This is a genomic window from Halogeometricum sp. S1BR25-6, from assembly GCF_031624495.1.
GTDB classification, from domain to species: domain Archaea; phylum Halobacteriota; class Halobacteria; order Halobacteriales; family Haloferacaceae; genus Halogeometricum; species Halogeometricum salsisoli.
Genome location: NZ_JAMQOP010000001.1, coordinates 296,150 through 311,879 on the forward strand (window position 1 = coordinate 296,150; position 15,730 = coordinate 311,879).

General features: G+C 68.3%; 14 protein-coding genes and 1 pseudogene. 6 read left to right on the forward strand and 9 right to left on the reverse strand.

The genetic code is table 11. The features are described from left to right. Window positions 1-44 precede the first annotated feature (44 nt). The gene (locus NDI76_RS01535; RefSeq protein WP_310922214.1) at window positions 45-818 is read left to right on the forward strand and encodes a 23S rRNA (uridine(2552)-2'-O)-methyltransferase; all 774 of its coding nucleotides are present in this window, start codon (window positions 45-47) and stop codon (window positions 816-818) included. Between the two features lie 99 nt (window positions 819-917). Here NDI76_RS01535 and NDI76_RS01540 read toward each other — a convergent pair whose 3' ends face one another. From NDI76_RS01540 to tatC (NDI76_RS01555), 4 genes are all read right to left on the reverse strand, one after another. Beyond that, window positions 918-1,109 carry a hypothetical protein gene (locus NDI76_RS01540; RefSeq protein ID WP_310922216.1) on the reverse strand — a complete coding sequence of 64 codons (192 nt, stop codon included), beginning with the start codon at window positions 1,107-1,109 and terminating at the stop codon, window positions 918-920. Between the two features lie 65 nt (window positions 1,110-1,174). Further along, window positions 1,175-1,894, reverse strand: coding sequence for a queuosine precursor transporter (locus NDI76_RS01545; protein WP_310922217.1), 720 nt, complete (start codon window positions 1,892-1,894; stop codon window positions 1,175-1,177). Further along, a complete protein-coding gene (locus NDI76_RS01550) occupies window positions 1,887-2,060 on the reverse strand; it encodes a ribbon-helix-helix domain-containing protein (protein WP_310922219.1) in 174 nt (57 codons plus the stop codon). The genes NDI76_RS01545 and NDI76_RS01550 overlap by 8 nt, the downstream gene beginning before the upstream one ends. Window positions 2,061-2,162: 102 nt before the next feature. Then, entirely contained in the window at window positions 2,163-4,355 is a 2,193-nt protein-coding gene (gene tatC, locus NDI76_RS01555) for a twin-arginine translocase subunit TatC (RefSeq protein ID WP_310922220.1), read from the reverse strand. Between the two features lie 123 nt (window positions 4,356-4,478). On the opposite strand from tatC (NDI76_RS01555), the pseudogene tatC (NDI76_RS01560) reads away from it, so the two are divergent. After that, a pseudogene (gene tatC / locus NDI76_RS01560) lies at window positions 4,479-6,020 on the forward strand (twin-arginine translocase subunit TatC); the annotation flags it as partial. Between the two features lie 792 nt (window positions 6,021-6,812). Here the strand turns inward: tatC (NDI76_RS01560) and NDI76_RS01565 are convergent. The 4 genes from NDI76_RS01565 to larE form a co-directional block, all read right to left on the reverse strand. Further along, window positions 6,813-7,457 carry a class I SAM-dependent methyltransferase gene (locus NDI76_RS01565; RefSeq protein WP_310922221.1) on the reverse strand — a complete coding sequence of 215 codons (645 nt, stop codon included), beginning with the start codon at window positions 7,455-7,457 and terminating at the stop codon, window positions 6,813-6,815. Between the two features lie 47 nt (window positions 7,458-7,504). After that, window positions 7,505-8,407 carry a carbohydrate ABC transporter permease gene (locus NDI76_RS01570; protein WP_310922222.1) on the reverse strand — a complete coding sequence of 301 codons (903 nt, stop codon included), beginning with the start codon at window positions 8,405-8,407 and terminating at the stop codon, window positions 7,505-7,507. A gap of 79 nt (window positions 8,408-8,486) precedes the next feature. Further along, complete coding sequence (locus NDI76_RS01575; RefSeq protein WP_310922223.1) at window positions 8,487-8,960, reverse strand: SRPBCC family protein; 474 nt, start codon at window positions 8,958-8,960, stop codon at window positions 8,487-8,489. Window positions 8,961-9,024: 64 nt separating this feature from the next. Then, window positions 9,025-9,972: an ATP-dependent sacrificial sulfur transferase LarE gene (larE, locus tag NDI76_RS01580; RefSeq protein WP_310922224.1), complete on the reverse strand. Its 948-nt coding sequence runs from the start codon at window positions 9,970-9,972 to the stop codon at window positions 9,025-9,027. 103 nt (window positions 9,973-10,075) lie between these two features. Between larE and NDI76_RS01585 the strand changes: the two genes are divergently transcribed. From NDI76_RS01585 to NDI76_RS01600, 4 genes are all read left to right on the forward strand, one after another. After that, window positions 10,076-11,158: a ferredoxin--NADP reductase gene (locus NDI76_RS01585; RefSeq protein ID WP_310922225.1), complete on the forward strand. Its 1,083-nt coding sequence runs from the start codon at window positions 10,076-10,078 to the stop codon at window positions 11,156-11,158. A 101-nt stretch (window positions 11,159-11,259) separates the two neighbouring features. Further along, the gene (locus tag NDI76_RS01590) at window positions 11,260-13,251 is read left to right on the forward strand and encodes a MutS-related protein (protein ID WP_310922226.1); all 1,992 of its coding nucleotides are present in this window, start codon (window positions 11,260-11,262) and stop codon (window positions 13,249-13,251) included. Between the two features lie 49 nt (window positions 13,252-13,300). Further along, entirely contained in the window at window positions 13,301-13,654 is a 354-nt protein-coding gene (locus NDI76_RS01595) for a hypothetical protein (RefSeq protein ID WP_310922227.1), read from the forward strand. 147 nt (window positions 13,655-13,801) lie between these two features. Beyond that, window positions 13,802-14,926, forward strand: coding sequence for an ORC1-type DNA replication protein (locus NDI76_RS01600; RefSeq protein WP_310922229.1), 1,125 nt, complete (start codon window positions 13,802-13,804; stop codon window positions 14,924-14,926). 21 nt (window positions 14,927-14,947) lie between these two features. Here NDI76_RS01600 and NDI76_RS01605 read toward each other — a convergent pair whose 3' ends face one another. Further along, window positions 14,948-15,727 (reverse strand): SDR family oxidoreductase, encoded by a 780-nt coding sequence (locus NDI76_RS01605; protein WP_310922230.1) that lies wholly within the window; start codon window positions 15,725-15,727, stop codon window positions 14,948-14,950. Between the last annotated feature and the right edge of the window lie 3 nt (window positions 15,728-15,730).

A 15,730-nucleotide genomic window follows, 5' to 3' on the forward strand; every position in this document is an offset into this window, starting at 1 on the left:
CGCTACCCCTATCTGTCTGAACCGAGTAGAGCCGACAATTGACCATGGCCCGAAAGGACCACTACTACAACAAAGCGAAACAGGAGGGCTACCGCACCCGTTCGGCGTACAAACTGCAGCAGTTGGACGAGGAGACGGGGCTGTTCGGCCCCGGCAACACCGTCGTGGACCTCGGGGCCGCCCCCGGCGGGTGGCTCCAAGTCGCCGCCGAGGCCGTCGGCGACCGCGGGACCGTCGTCGGCGTCGACTTCCAGCGCATCCGCGACCTCGACGCCGACAACGTCGAGACTATCAAGGGCGACATGACCGAGGAGGGGACGAAGGAGCGACTCCGCGAGCGAATCGGCGCGGAGGGCGCGGACGTCGTCATCTCGGACATGGCGCCGAACATGACCGGCGAGTACTCGCTGGACCACGCTCGCTCCATCCACCTCGCCCGGCAAGCGTTCGAGGTGGCGCTGGACCTCCTCCCCGCCGGCGGCGACTTCGCTGTGAAGGTGTTCGACGGGCAGGACCTCGCGGACTTTCGCGCCGACATGGAGGAGGAGTTCCAGTACGTCCGGTCGGTCCGGCCGGACGCCTCCCGAGACGAGTCCTCCGAGCAGTACTTGGTGGGCAAACACCGCATCACCGCGCCCGTCGCGGAAGGGGACGAGTTGGACGTCGTCATCCACGACGTGGGCAGCGAGGGCGACGGCATCGCCAAGGTCGACGGCTACACACTGTTCGTCCCCGGCACCGAGACGGGTCAGGAGGTCCGGGTGCGCGTCACCGACCGCAAGCCAAACTTCGGGTTCGCCGAGGTCGTCGACGGTTGAACGGCGACGACGGTCGGTGAACCACGAACGACGAACGACGAACGACGGACGTGCGCCGTCGCTCCTCGCTCTCCCGTCTTCTCCTCGTCTCTGATTCGGTTACTCGGACTGCCTCTCGACGACTACGTCGACGTGGAGGTGAGCCTCGCAACTGCCGCGCCCGCCGCCCCGCCGACATTGGCCCGTACTGATGATGTCCGAGAGGGTCGTGTACGTCCCGCACTCGGGGCATCGTAGCCCGCTCTCCATCGTATCACCTTCCGTCAGGCGAACGCGTTGCTCTCCGTCCATGCGTGTCGTACGATACCGCCCCGCATAAGAGGGTTAGTCTCGCCGCTGACCGGTCAGAACCCGTGTCACTCCAGCGCCCACGGGTCCCGTTCGTCGGGACGGCCGCCGCCGAGGGCGGCGACGACGCCGTAGACGAACGGCGTGTCGACGACGGCGATGAGCAGTTTCAGGAGGTACTGCCCGACCATGAGCGAGAGGAGGGCGCTCCACGGGAGGGCGTCGCCGATGCCGAGCACCCGCGGCGCGACGGAGAAGGCGACGAGGACGAAGATGACCGTATCGATGGCCTGACTGGTCGACGTCGAGGCGATGTTGCGGAGCCACAGGTGGTCCCGTCCGGTCGCCGCGCGGATGCGGTGGAAGACGACCACGTCCCAGTTCTGGCTCACGAGGTAGGCGAGGAGGCTCCCGGCGACGACGTTCGTCCCGGAGGCGAGGACGGTGCGGAACTGCCCGGCGAACTCCGGGTCGGCGGCCGGCAGGAGGATGGTGACCCACACCAACGCGAGGAGAACGAAGTTCATCGCGAAGCCGACGTTGACCATCACCTGCGTCGACCGGCGGCCGTACAGTTCAGAGTAGCAGTCCGAGGCGAAGAAGGTGAGCGCGTACGCCACCGCCGCGCCCGGCATGAGCACCATCGCGCCGACGATGGGGAGCGTTCCGAGAGCCTCGGGAACGGGCACGGCGAGCAGTTTCGACGCCGTGAGTTGCGCCGTCGTCAGCGCGGTGACGAACAGGGCGAGGAGGACCACCTGCCCGGTTTCGAGTCCCCGCTCACTCATCGTCGATTCGGTCGTGTCGGGCGTCTATCTCGTCGAGCAGATCGAGCGTCTTGCGGACGGACGCGCGGATGGCGTCGCTGCGGTTGACGAACTTCTTGTCGTCGCCTACGTGTTCGTCTAAGTCGGCCAGGAGTTCGTCGGGTATCTCGACGCTTATCTTGGACATACTCGTGGATTCTCAGGCGCATATTTACCGCTTTTCAATGGCCTGTCGGCCGGGCGACACCCGCCGCTCGGGCGGATTCTGAGACGACCTCCCTTCGTCGCCTCAGGTCGCCCGGGCGGGCGCGAGGTTGCGCCGGCCGCCGAGGGTGACGACGAACAGGAGGCCGAGTCCGATACCGTAGGCGGCCATCAGCGGAATCGTGACGAGGAACATCGTCAGGATGCCGGCGGGCGTGAACACCGCGGCGAACGCGAGGACGCCGACGGTCACCTCGCGCCAGCGACCGCGGAGTGACTGATAGGTGACGCCCGACCCGTTGAGCAGCAACAGCAGGATGGGGATGTCGGCGAGGAGGCCGATACCGCCCGTCGTGAAGAAGATGAGCCAGAAGAAGTCGGTGATGCGGTAGGAGATGATCATGTTCGACTGCACCGCGTCGTTGACCAGCCACGAGATGACCGCGGGGGCGACGTAGAAGTAGCCGAAGACGAACCCGCCGAGCAGACCGCCGACGAGCGACCCCGTCCAGAGGAACACCGTGCGGCGGCGACGGCGGACGATGTTTCGCTCGCGCAGGGCGGGCCACGCGAAGAACGCCACGAGGGGGAGCGTGACGACGGCGCCGACGAGCACCGAGAACTTCACCATGAACAACAGCGCCTCCATCGGGTGGAGGGCGACGACGTTCAGCACCTCGTCTGGCGTCACCTGCGCGGGGAGTCGGCTGAGGAACTGCTCGTAGACGACCCGCAGACCGCCGACGTACAGCGCCGTGAACGCCAGCGCCATCGTCGTCATGAACACGCCGACGATCCAGAACGTCTTCGAGGTGAGCGACTCGACGATGAACGAGATGTCCTTGTAGTAGCCGCCGATGTCGTCCTCGTCGGTTTCGCCGTCGGTGAGTCCCTCGAACAGCGTCCCGCCGGCGCGCGTCGCCCGGTCTTCGAGTTCGCCGGGTTCGTCTCCGTCTCCGGTTTCGGTCCCGTCTCCGCTCTGCCCGTCGGCCTCGCGCGCCGCCTCGGCCTCGTCGAACCGGTCGAGGACGGCCTGCGCCCGTTCGTTGTCACCCTCGTCGAGGGCGTCGCCCGCTATCGCCATCGCCTCCTCCTCGCTCAGGTCGGCGAACGCCTCGGGGGGCGCCGCGCGGACGCCCGCCGTGTCCAGTTCGGAGACGTCGATGCTGCCCGGGTCGCCGACGCCGCGTTCGAGCGGCCCGACAGACTCCTCTAAATCCTTGTAGACGGCGTAGCAGACGCCGAGACCGAGGAAGACGAGGCCGCCGAGAACCGACAGGAGGAGGAGGACGCTCTGGGCCGGGAGACCGAACGTCCCCTCGAGCGCGGGAACCTGGTAGTCGCTCCCGGCGAGGCGGAGTGCGCTGTCGACGGCCGCGGGACCGCCGACGGTGTAGAACAGGTAGACGGCCGCGCCGCCGAGGACGCCCACGCCGGCGACGACGTTCCAGCGCTTCGAGACGCCGGCGCGTACGTCGATTCGCTCGCTCCCGCGCCGCGCCGTGACGAGCACCTTCGAGAGATACAGGCTGAACCCGTACAGCGTCAGCACCGGAATCGCCCACAGAATCTGGGTGAACGGCTCCGGCGGCGTGAACAGCGCGCCGGCGAGGAAGATGGCGACGACGGCGTAGCGCCACTGGTCGCGGAACGTCTCGTAGGGGACGATTTCGGTGTACGACAGCAGCGTCATCACCAGCGGCAGTTGGCTCGCCAGCCCGAACGAGACGGTGAGCAGGAACATGAACTGCGCCCACTTGACGATGGAGTAGGTGGGCGCGAAGCCGATGTTCACGGTGCTCTGCGCGAGGAACGCGAAGGTGATGGGGAAGAAGAAGAGATAGCCGTAAGCGACGCCGAGGGCGAACAGCGCGACCATCCCGCCGACGACGAGCGCGAGTTTCCACCGCGGAACGGGCGATTCCGGCCAGTAGCCGCGCTCTCTGAGCGCGTCGCGCGAGAAGTAGATGAACACGGGCGCGGCGACGATGAGACCGGTCACCAGTCCGATCTTCGCCTGGAGGAGGACCACGTCGAACGGCGTCTGAGCGATGATCTGCACCTCCTCGCTGATGGTCTGCTGCATGTTCTGACGCGTGATGGCCTTCAGAAAGCCCCAGACGTACAGCCGAAGCGCGTAGAACGTGCCGAGGAATCCGACGAGAAAGACGATAAAGACCTTCTGGAGGTCCTTCTGCGCCGCGCGGAGCATCGCCCCCGCGGTCTCTCGACCCTCGTCGAGTGCGCGGCGAGTATCGCCGTCCAGCGCGCTAGACATACCCGACGAAAGCCCTCTCGCAGTTATCAATCTTTTTCATGCGGTCGCGCGGGCGACCGCGTCCTTCTCGCGACGCGGCTATCCGGAAAGGCCTATAAGAACCGGGAAGTGAATCTCTGGTGAATGGCCGACGATTCGGAGTCGGAGCGTCCGCCGACGGACCCCGACGAGTCCGACGATTCGACCCCGGACGACGACGAGACCGAGTCGTCCCAGACGCCGACCGACGGGGGCGGGGACGCGGACGACACCGAGAGCGACGGCTACGCCTCCGACGAGACCGATGCAGACGCGGACGCGAACGGAGACGAAGACGCGGACGTCGAACACGAGGACGGAATCGACAGTCCCGACCGAGACGGTGACACCGACGCGGACGCCGATGCGGATTCCGAGGGGAGCGACGACCGGCCCGACGTCGCCGCGACGTCCGACGGCCGACCCGACGCGGAGGGTGACCCCGACGAGGAGGACGACGTCCCCCTCGAACGCGAGGGGCTCGTCCCGCCGCCGGGCGACGAGCGAGCGACGGACGTCTCCGGCGAGGAGGTAGACGGGGACGGTGCGGCCGCCGACCCCGACCCCGACCCCAACTCCGACGGCAACGCCGACGCCGACGACACTGATTCCGACTCCGCCACCGCCGACCCTGATTCCGACTCCGCCGCCGCCGACCCTGATTCCGCCGACGAGGACGACGACCCCCTCTGGCCCGAGGGCCACGAGTACCCCGACACCGAGGCGGCCGAACGGCGGGAGGTGGCCGACGACGACCCGGCCGCCGTCGCCGACACCGACGGCGGCGCGCCCGCCTCCGTCTCCGCCTCCACCGCTCCCGGACAGTCCCGCAACGACTTCGCGGACGACGACGACGTCGACCAGGGGATGTTCGGCGACGGGCCGGAGTCAGACCAGGAGATGCCGCTGGCCGAGCACATCGAGGAGATGGTCAACCGCCTCGCGGCGGTGTTCCTCGTCGGCGGCCTCATCACCCTCCTGCTCTACCCCGGCGCCGACCTGGCGAACTCGGCGCTGAACCTGAACTTCGTGAGTTCGGCGGACGTCATCAACTTCCTGTGGAACAAACACATTCCCGGGGCACCGGAGATAGTCGACCGCCGCCCACGGGTGTACGGTCCGCTCGAACTCGTCCTGACCGAACTGAAGGTCGCCGGACTCGCCGGTCTCATCGTCGGTCTGCCGGTGTTCGTCTACCAGACCTACCTGTTCATGCGCCCCGGCCTGTTCCCCCGGGAGCGCCGCTACTACCTCGCCGCCGTGCCGACGAGTCTCATCCTCGCGTTCGTCGGCGTCGCCTTCGCGCACTTCGTCGTCCTCCCGGCCATCTTCGCGTACTTCACCTCCTACACCACCGGAACGGCCGTCGTCGCCTTCGGACTGAAGGAGACGTTCAACCTCATCCTCATCCTGATGGGCTACAACGCCATCATCTTCCAGATTCCACTGTTCATCATGCTCGCCATCATGATGAACCTCGTCACTCGGGAGTGGTTGGTCCAGCGCCGTCTCATCTTCTGGGCGTCCTTCCTCGGTCTGGCGTTCTTCGTCAGCCCCGACCCGACGGGGATGGCGCCCATCATCGTCGGGACGACGATGATCACGCTGTTCGAGGGGACGCTGTTCCTCCTGCGCTGGACCGGGAAGGGGTCGCTGGTTCCCACCGCCGAGGGACTGGCAGCCTACCGTCCCCACGTCGCCGTGTTCGCGGCGCTCGTCGGCTACCTCCTCAGCCCCCTACCGGCCCCGACGGGCTACTACGACCTTCTTCCCGCGGTGGTCACCGAGACGCTCGCGGCCAACGACCTCGCGGTGTACACGCCCCTAATCATCGCGGGGGTCCTCGTCGGCGCGTTCGAACTCGCGTCGTTCCTCCTGCGCCGCTACGGTCGCTCGCGGCGGATGCTGCGGGCCCGTCTCGCCATCAGCACCGCCCGCCGTCCGGTGTGGCTGGTCGCCATCGTCGTGGGCTACCTCGGCAGCCCCGACCCGGTCCTCCTCCGGTGGGCCGCTGAGCCGAGTCTTCGCCCGGCGCTGGCCGGCGGAATCGCGGTCGGGCTGGTACTCGGGTACGAGGCGCTTCGCCTCCTGCTCGCGTCCCGCGAAGACCGCGCGGCCTGAACCGTCGGCTGTCTCGCACCTTTTCCGACGACCAGAACCGGGTCGAAACGCTCCGACCACCGGCCGCCGACGGCTTCCTCTCCGCCGTTCGGGGGCGTGAGTCGGACGTGGGGCCGTGCTCCGACGGTCGCCCGCCGGGTGATTCGCGCGAACGGGTTTCGGTTCAGGACCCGTACGCCTCGAAGTCAGTGAGCCCTGTCCACACGTCCTCGGGCGGGACGTGGACATCGATGACCGTTCGAATCTGCTTCGTACGCTCTCCGAGGCGGCTCCGGGGAATCTCTCGCGTGCGACGACGTGACTCCCCGTCGGGTCGCCCTAGGATTCGAGTCGCGCGGCGAAGAACGTCCACGGCGTCCGGTCCTCGGCCTCCTCCGCGCGGTCCGCCGCCAGCGGTGACCGGGTGCCCCACTCGTCGACGACGGCGAACCCCGCCCCTCGAAGGTGTTCGCGCGTCGTCGCCGCGCCGGCGATACTCCACTCCATGGAGACGCCCGTGTCGAGCCAATCCGGGTTCTCGCCGTCCCACGCCGTCGTCCCCTCCGAGAGGAGCACCCGACCGCCGGGTCGCAGGACCCGCGCGAACTCGTCGAGGACCGTCGGGTGTTCGGCCGCCGGGAGGTGGATGAGCGACCAGTAGGCGACGACGGCGTCGAACGCGTCGTCGGCGAACGGCAGCGCCGCCATGTCCCCGCGGACGTGAGACGCCTCGGGGGCGTTCTCGGTCGCCGCGCGGAGTTGCGCCCGCGAGAAGTCGAGGCCGACGGCGTCCCCCTCGGCGCTCGCCCGCGAGAGCACCGGCGTCCCCCGCCCGCACCCGGCGTCGAGGACGCGCGGCGATTCGGGAAGCGTCTCGAGGAACGCCGAGAGGATAGCGACGTCCCGGCCGTCTTCGCCCCGCTGTGCGGCGTAGGCGTCGGCCAGCTCGTCGTACGACCGGCGGACCGCGTCCTTGTCGACCATCGCCGGAGACGTCGGGCCGCGGCGCCGTAACTCCTCGGCGTCGGCGCTCAGCGCTCCGCCGGGACCGTCGCGGCGAGTCCGTCGACGAGGTAGTCGTTGGCGACGAGGAGAATCACGACGATGGGGAGCAGTCCGAGGACGGCGGCGGCCGCGCCGAGCGTCGCCTCGGAGTACCGGAGACCGTAGACGAACGGCGCGAGCGGCGCCCAGTGGTCCGGGTCGCCGTCGGTCATGAGGTACGAGAAGAAGAACTCGTTGTACACCTGGACGAACGTGAGGACGCCCGCCGTGGCGATTCCGGGGCGAGCGAGGGGGAGCACGACGCGTCTGAGCGCGCCGAGCCGGGTCGCCCCCTCGACGCGCGCCGCCGCCTCCAACTCCTCGGGTATCTGCGCGTAGAACACCATCAGCACGTAGACCGCCAACGGCATCGTCAGCATCGACGTGGGCAGGACGACGGCCGCCGGCGTGTTGTACAGGGTGGGCGTCGCCACCGTCACCGGCCCGAGCGGCACCGAGAGGCCGGTGAACAGACGGAACAGGGGAACGAGGAACGCCGCCGGCGGGACGTAGGCGAGAGCCAGAAACAGGAGCAGGAGGGGTCGGCGGCCGGGGAACGACAGGCGTCCGAACGCGTACCCCGCCAACGACCCGACGACGAGGACGAGCGCAGTGCTGAGTGCGGCGACGAGCAGGCCGTTGAGGAGGTGTCTGAGGAAGGGGGTGAACGCGGCGACGGCGACGAGGTTCGACGCCGTCAGCGTCTCCGGCGCGATACCGAGGCCGTTGACGGCCGCCGGCGGGGTCACGGCCAGCACGAGCAACCAGTAGAGGGGGAACCCGAACAGGAGGAGGACGAACGCGACCAGGACGCCGAACAGCAGCCGATACACTACGTCAGGGTGTTCGATGGCGTTTCGGACGCCGCGCTGGAGGATGCCCTCACTCACGACCGATTCGCTCCTCGGGTGGGATACACGTCTCGTTGTGTCAACTCAGTCGGGTAAAAAGGATAGGGACTCGCGCGTCTCACTCCGCCGTCGACGGGCGGGGCGCCTGCTCTTTCTCGGTTCTCTCCTCCGCACGGCGCTTCAGCGCCCCGTTCATCGCCTCGAAGCCGGCTTGCGTGTCGTCGCCGACCATCCGGAGGAGCGGACCGGCGAGGACGCCGCCGAACGTCTCGGCGTGGACGAACCGGGTTCGCGCCCCGCCGTCGAGGGGTTCGAGGACGAAGCGGTGCTCGCCGTCGAACAGTCCCGGAACGTACAGGTGGCCGAGCCATCTGAGTTCGCGGTCCGGTTCGACGACGGTCACTTCGGGACGGAACGTCATCGCCCGGCCGTCCGGCGGCGTCAGCCGAACCTGCGGGTGCGCCCCGACGTTCGGCTTCCCGGCGATTCGCGCGAACGGGTTCCACTCGTCGTAGGCCTCGAAGTCGGTGAGTACGGTCCACACTCGCTCGGGCGTTGCGGCTATCTCGATACTCGTCAGAATCTCCTTCATTCGTCTCTTGACGCGCGCTGAGTCGATAATACTCGCGTGTGCCCTGTCACCCCGCCGCCGCGCGTCACTTCGTCGGGTACTCGGAGGCGAACACGTCCTCGACGAGGGGTTCGTCGCCCGCGGACTCGGCGTTGGAACCGGCGTCGGCGTCGGTTTCCCCGTCGCCGTCGGCCTCCGCGGCCGGACTGACGCTCCCCGTCTGGTAGCCGTGCAGGTCGAGGGTGACGTGGTCGAACCCGAGTTCCGACAGGCGCTCCCGGACGGCGGCGGCGAAGTCGGGGTCGAGCGCCGTCTCCAACTCCTCACGGGCGATTTCGATGCGGGCGAGGCCGTCGTGGTCGCGGACGCGGAACTGCGAGAACCCCCACTGGCGGACGGCGCGTTCGGCCTTCTCGACGCGGCTCAGTCGCTCTTCGGTGACCTCAAGCCCCGTGGGGATGCGCGAGGACAGACACGCCATCGAGGGTTTCTCCGCGACCGAGAGACCGTAGTCGTCGGCGACGTCGCGCACCTCCTCCTTCGAGAGGTCGTGCGCGAGAAGGGGTGAGAGCACCTCCAACTCCTCGACGGCGCGGAGACCCGGTCGGTGGCCCTCGCCGGGGTCGGAGGCGTTCGTGCCGTCGCAGACCGTCTCGATTCCCCGCTCCCGAGCGGCGTCGTACATCCGGCCGAGGCGCATCGTCCGGCAGTGGTAACACCGGTCGCCGTCGTTCTCGACGAAGTCGGGGTTGTCCAGTTCGGAGAACTCGACGACTTCGTGTCGGATGCCTATCTCCTCGGCCACGCGGCGGGCGTCCTCCAACTCCTCGGCGGGGAGCGTCTCGGACTTCGCCGTGCAGGCGACGGCGTCGTCGCCGAGGGCGTCGCGGGCGAGGGCGGCGACGACGGCGGAGTCGACGCCGCCGGAGAACGCGACGAGGACGCCGTCCCGCTCTCGGAGCGACGCGCGCGCCGCCGCGGTCTTCTCCGCGAGCGTGGGGGCCGGGTCGTCGGGCGTGTCCGCGTCTGACATGCGGGTGACTTCCCCCCGGAGCGTCAAAAGTACGTTGTCCTCGGCCGGGGCCGCCGGCTCTCCGCCGTCAGGATAACAACGCGCGCCGACGAACCGGCTGGTAATGCCGGTTGACCCTGCCATCGAATCGCGCGCGGCCGAGGCGGAGATAGAGGACCACGACGCCACCGTCACCGACGTCGCCGTGATGGACCGGGACCGCGAGGAGGAGATCGAGGCGGCGGTCGACACCCACCGCGAAGCGATACGCCAACGGCTCGACATCGAGGATACCCTCGGACCCTTAGGCGAGAGCGGGGACGCCTGGGACCGGGTGACCGCGGAACTGTCGGCGCAGGGCGAAGAGGAACTCGGGGGGAAACTGGAGGCGCTGAAAAAGCGGCTCGAACGGCCCTACCCCTCGCTCGTCCGCATCCGCTTCGAGGTGGGCGAGGCGGCGGACGACCCCGACGACACCACGTTCGACTACGTCCCCGGTCAGTACGCCAGAATCAGCTACGGCGACGAGGAACCGCGCGTCTACTCCATCGCCAGTTCGCCCAACCGCGACTACGTCGAACTCTGCATCCGGCGGGTGCCGGGCGGCGAACTCACGCCGCACCTGTGCACGGAGACGAAGGAGGGCGACTCGCTGTTCGTCCGCGGACCGTACGGCGACGAACTCATGCTGGAGAAGCCCTCCGAACGTGACCTCGTCTTCATCGCCACCGGGACGGGCGTCGCCCCGTTCAAGAGCATGATCAACTACGTCTTCGAGGAGGAGATGGACCAGTACGACGGCGACGACCGGGACGTGTGGCTGTTCCTCGGGTCGTCGTGGGAGGACCATCTGCCCTATCACGAGGAGTTCCGCCAGTTGGACGACGAACGGGAGAACTTCCACTACGTGCCGACGCTCTCCCGCGAGAACTACCTCACCGAGTGGGAGGGAGAGACCGACTACGTCCAGTACTGCCTCCTCCGGTATCTCGACCGCGAGGCGACCGACCTCGACGCCCTCCCCGAGGAGTTCGCCGACTACGCCGAGAAGGAACCGACCGTGGACGTGGACGGCGGCGCCCGCGTCGACCCCGCGAAGATGGAGGTGTACGTCTGCGGCATCGGCGCGATGTGCGACCCCATCGAGAACGTCGTCGCCTCCCTCGGCGTCGGCGAGGAGTTCCTCGACGTGGAGAGCTACGGATAGTCTCGCGCAAGGTCGTTTACTGTCGACCGCCAGACCTGGCCCCGAAGGCGTCCCCATCGGACCCGTAACGTTTTCTCCGAGGGGGCGATACTCCACCCCGAATGGAGTTCGAGGCCATCCCGGGCGTCGGGGAGAAGACGGCGAAGTCGCTGTCGGAACTCGACGACGCCGAGCGAGCCCTCGCGGCCGGCGACGTGGCCGCCCTCGCTCGCGCCCCGGGACTCACCGAGGGCCGCGCGGCGGCCATCGCCCGCGGCGCCATCCGCCGCCGTCACGGCGACGACGGCGACTTCCTTGCCACCGACCGCGCCCGCGAAGTCTACCGCGACGTGCTCTCTCTGCTCCGCGAGCGGACCGTCACCACCTACGCCGAGAAGCGACTGGAGACGCTCTTTCCCACCGCCTCTGCGTCCAGAATCGAGGAGGTCCGGGCGTTCGCCGCCGAGGCGATGGAGCGAGACCCGGACCCGGCGGTCCTCGACGCCCTCGACGGGGTCGCATCGCTCGAACCCGCCTCGGGCATCCGGGTCCGAGAGCGCTGTCTCGCCACCGCCGACGCGGAGCGCTACGCCGCCGCGAAGGACGCCTTCCCGGAACTCTCCGTCGAAGTCGTCGAGGACGCCCGCGGCCTCGCCGAACTCGCCCGGTCGTACGCCACCGTCGTCGCCCTCGACGAGGAGTTCGCGGGTGTCGACGTTGAGGGCGACGTGCGCGTCCGCCCCGACGCCGAGGAGCACCCGGACGACATCGTCCCCGAACGAGTGCTGGCCTTCTTCGCGCAGAACCGCGGGCGCATCCGCGCCGCCGCCGACGTGCACGAGGCGGCGGGGATGGACATCCCCTGCGACCTCGACTCGCTCCGCGACGCGCTCACCCGGTTAGACGACGACGGCACCGTCGTCGGCGACGAGGAACTCGACCGCCTGACGAACGCCGTCGACGACGCCGACGCCGCCGTCTCGACCGCCGAATCGGTCGCCAACGACCACCTCCGCGACGCCATCCGCGAACGCGACGTGACCATCGAGGGGACGGACTTTCTCTCCCTGGTCGAACAGGGCGCCCGCGTCGACTCGCTGCTCTCGCGGGAACTCGAAGACCAGTACGCCGGGGCCGTCGCCGCGGCCCGCGAGCACCTCGTCGAGTCGCTCTCGCTGCGACCCGAAGAGGCCGACATCGCGAACCGAATCTTTTCGGACGACCCCTCCTTTCCCGTCGGCTACGACGAGGAGATGCTCTCGCGCCTCCGCACGGAGTTGAAGGCGGGGCGGGACCGCCGGGCCATCCGCTTGAAACGCGAACTCGCCGCGGACCTCTCGGCGCTCCGCGACCCCGCGAACGAGATGGTGACGGACGCCCTCGAACTCGACGTGGAACTCGCCGTCTCGCGGTTCGCCCGCGACTTCGAGTGTTCGATGCCCGAGTTCGTCGAAGGGGGAGACGCGGACGACCCGGCGGGGTTCGCCATCGAGGGCGGCCGCTCGCCCCTGCTCGACGTGCCGTTCGAGGCAGCCGACCCCGTCGACTACGGCGTCTCGGGCGTCACGCTCCTCTCGGGGGTCAACTCCGGCGGGAAGACGTCGACGCTCGATTTGGTGGCCCTCGTCGTCGTCCTCGCGCAGATGGGGTTGCCCGTCCCGGCCGACCGCGTCGAACTCGAACGCTTCTCGGAGTTACATTACTACGCGAAGTCGCAGGGAACGCTCGACGCCGGGGCGTTCGAGAGTACGCTCCGGGACTTCCGCGAACTCGTCGACGGCGAGACCGACCGGTTGGTGCTCGTCGACGAACTGGAGAGCATCACCGAACCCGGCGCCTCGGCGAAGATAATCGCCGGCATCCTCGAAGCGCTGGACGACCAGTCCTCGACGGCGGTGTTCGTCTCCCACCTCGCCGACGAGATACGCGAGGCCGCCGGATTCGCCGTCGCCGTCGACGGCATCGAGGCCGTGGGGCTGGAGAACGGAGAACTCGTCGTCAACCGCTCTCCCGTCAAGAACCACCTCGCGCGGTCGACGCCGGAACTCATCGTGGAGAAACTCGCCGGCGAGGACGCCTCCGGCTTCTACGACCGCCTGCTGGAGAAGTTCTAGCTCCAGGTTCTGACGGAAGTTTATCACGATTCGCCGTCGACGGTCGAGTATGGTCTCCGAGACGGACCCCCCTCCCGCCACCGATGCGGACGGTTCTCGTCGCGACGACCGCGCCGCCGTCGACTCGACCGCTACGACGACCGACGGCGGGTCGACGGCGGCCGACCCGCGCGACGGCCCGACGTACGACGTCGTCTACCGCGCGACGCGGGACGCGATGTGGGACGTGGTCGGAACCGCGACGCTCATCCTATTCTTCCTCGCGCTGGCGGGCATCGGTCTCTCCGTCGCGTGGACCGGCTTGGGCTTCGGCGTCGGTCCGGTCGGGGTCGCTATCGGACTCGTCGGACTGGCCGTCAGCCTGTTCGCCGCCTCCCGCGTCTACGTCCTCGTCACCGAGTGAGGTCGACTGGCGCCGGGTCGAGTCGACGCGCCGAATCGAATCCGGCGTCAGTGGACACGCGACGCCGTCCGTCGGTTTCGTCCGTTATTTCACTTTCACTCCGGCGCTGGGGAACGGTTAAGTAGACTGCTCTGCGTGATTCAACCGATGAGCGAGGACCCCGAGGAGGGGATGCTGTCGTGGGACGAGACGGTGTTCCGCGACGAGCACGTCTTCGAGATAGACTACGTTCCGGAGACGTTCAACCACCGCGAGACGCAGTTGCAGAGTCTCAAGTACGCGCTGCGTCCGGCCGTCCGGGGGTCCCGCCCGCTCAACACCACCGTCCGCGGTCCGCCGGGGACGGGCAAGACCACCGCCGTCCAGAAACTGTACGGCGAACTCGGCGCGCAGTCGGGCGTCCGCGCCGTGCGCGTCAACTGCCAGGTCGACTCCACCAGATACGCCGTCTTCTCCCGCATCTTCGAGCACATCTTCGAGTACGAACCGCCCTCCTCGGGCATCTCCTTCAAGAAGCTGTTCGGGCAGATAACCGACAGATTGGTCGAGGAGGACGAGGTGCTCGCCGTCGCGCTCGACGACGTGAACTACCTGTTCTACGAGAACGAAGCTTCGGACACGCTGTACTCGCTGCTCCGCGCCCACGAGACGCACTCGGGGGCGCGCATCGGCGTCATCATCGTCTCTTCGGACCTCGCCTTGGACGTCATCGACGAACTCGACGGGCGCGTTCAGAGCGTCTTCCGGCCCGAGGAGGTGTACTTCCCGGTGTACGGCGTCGACGAAATCGTCGACATCCTCCGCGGGCGGGCGAAACGCGGGTTCCACGACAGCGTCGTCGGCGCCCCCGAACTTGACCGGGTGGCCGAACTCACCGCCGAGAGCGGCGACCTCAGGGTCGGAATCGACCTGCTCCGCCGCGCCGGCCTCCACGCCGAGATGCGCGCCAGTCGCACCGTGACGCTCGAAGACGTTGAGGCGGCCTACGACAAATCGAAGTACGTCCACCTCTCGCGCTGTCTCCGCGGCCTCTCCGACTCCGAACGCGCCCTGGTGCGCGTCGTCGCCGAGTACGACGGCGAACAGGCCGGCACCGTCTACGAGGGATTCCACGACGAGACCGGACTCGGCTACACGCGTTACTCCGAAATCGTCACCAAACTCGATCAACTCGGTATCATCGACACAGAGTACGCCGAGATAGACGGACGCGGCCGCTCCCGGTCGCTCTCCCTGGCGTACGACGCCGATGCGGTTCTCGACCGGCTCTGAATCCGGCTTCGACCCCCGTGCTCACTGCGTGTTCGCCATTCCGCCGTCCACCGAGAGGGACTCGCCGTTCACGTACCCCGAGAGGTCGGACGCGAGGTAGAGCGCCACGTCGGCGACGTCCTCGGGCGTTCCGCTCCGCCGACTCGGAATCGACTGCGTGTACGCGTCCTCGGCGTCCGTTCCGAATATCGGCACGTCGTCGGTGGTCATCGCCGTCTCGATGAGGCCGGGGTGGACGGCGTTGACGCGGACGCCCTCGGGTCCGAGGCGGGCCGCGAGCGCGTACGTCATCAGACGAACCGCGCCCTTCGAGGTGCAGTAGCTCACGAAGTCGGCCGACCCGCGCAGGCCGGCGACGCTGGAGAGGTTGATGATGCTGCCGCCGTCGCCGCCGTCCTCGACCATTCGATTCGCCGCCGCGCGCGCCCCGTAGTAGACGCCGCGGACGTTGACGTCCATCGTCCGGTCGAACACCTCGTCGTCCTCGTCGAGGAACGTCTCGGCGCGGAAGATGCCCGCGTTGTTCACCATCACGTCGACGCCGCCGAACTCGTCGGCGACGTCCATCGCGTCGAGGTGGTCGTCGTATCGGCTCACGTCGCACTCGACGAACGCCGCGCTCGCGTCCGTCTCGGCCTCGATTCGCTCGTGAGTCGGCTCGTCTCCCTCCCGCGGTTCCTCCTGTACGTCCGCGACGACCACGTCGCACCCCTCCTCGGCGAAGAGTAGCGATATCGCCCGTCCGATTCCGCTCGCACCGCCTGTTACGACCGCCGTCTCGTCTGTCAGTAGTTCTCGCACGAC

Bases quoted from the DNA above. Each gene is read 5' to 3' on its own strand.
- NDI76_RS01545 (WP_310922217.1), bottom strand. From the start codon at position 1,894: ATGAGTGAGCGGGGACTCGAAACCGGGCAGGTGGTCCTCCTCGCCCTG.
- NDI76_RS01590 (WP_310922226.1), top strand. From the start codon at position 11,260: ATGGAGTTCGAGGCCATCCCGGGCGTCGGGGAGAAGACGGCGAAGTCG.
- NDI76_RS01585 (WP_310922225.1), top strand. From the start codon at position 10,076: ATGCCGGTTGACCCTGCCATCGAATCGCGCGCGGCCGAGGCGGAGATA.
- NDI76_RS01540 (WP_310922216.1), bottom strand. From the start codon at position 1,109: ATGGACGGAGAGCAACGCGTTCGCCTGACGGAAGGTGATACGATGGAG.
- NDI76_RS01600 (WP_310922229.1), top strand. From the start codon at position 13,802: ATGAGCGAGGACCCCGAGGAGGGGATGCTGTCGTGGGACGAGACGGTG.
- NDI76_RS01565 (WP_310922221.1), bottom strand. From the start codon at position 7,457: ATGGTCGACAAGGACGCGGTCCGCCGGTCGTACGACGAGCTGGCCGAC.
- tatC (WP_310922220.1), bottom strand. From the start codon at position 4,355: ATGTCTAGCGCGCTGGACGGCGATACTCGCCGCGCACTCGACGAGGGT.
- NDI76_RS01575 (WP_310922223.1), bottom strand. From the start codon at position 8,960: ATGAAGGAGATTCTGACGAGTATCGAGATAGCCGCAACGCCCGAGCGA.
- NDI76_RS01550 (WP_310922219.1), bottom strand. From the start codon at position 2,060: ATGTCCAAGATAAGCGTCGAGATACCCGACGAACTCCTGGCCGACTTA.
- NDI76_RS01595 (WP_310922227.1), top strand. From the start codon at position 13,301: ATGGTCTCCGAGACGGACCCCCCTCCCGCCACCGATGCGGACGGTTCT.
- NDI76_RS01535 (WP_310922214.1), top strand. From the start codon at position 45: ATGGCCCGAAAGGACCACTACTACAACAAAGCGAAACAGGAGGGCTAC.
- larE (WP_310922224.1), bottom strand. From the start codon at position 9,972: ATGTCAGACGCGGACACGCCCGACGACCCGGCCCCCACGCTCGCGGAG.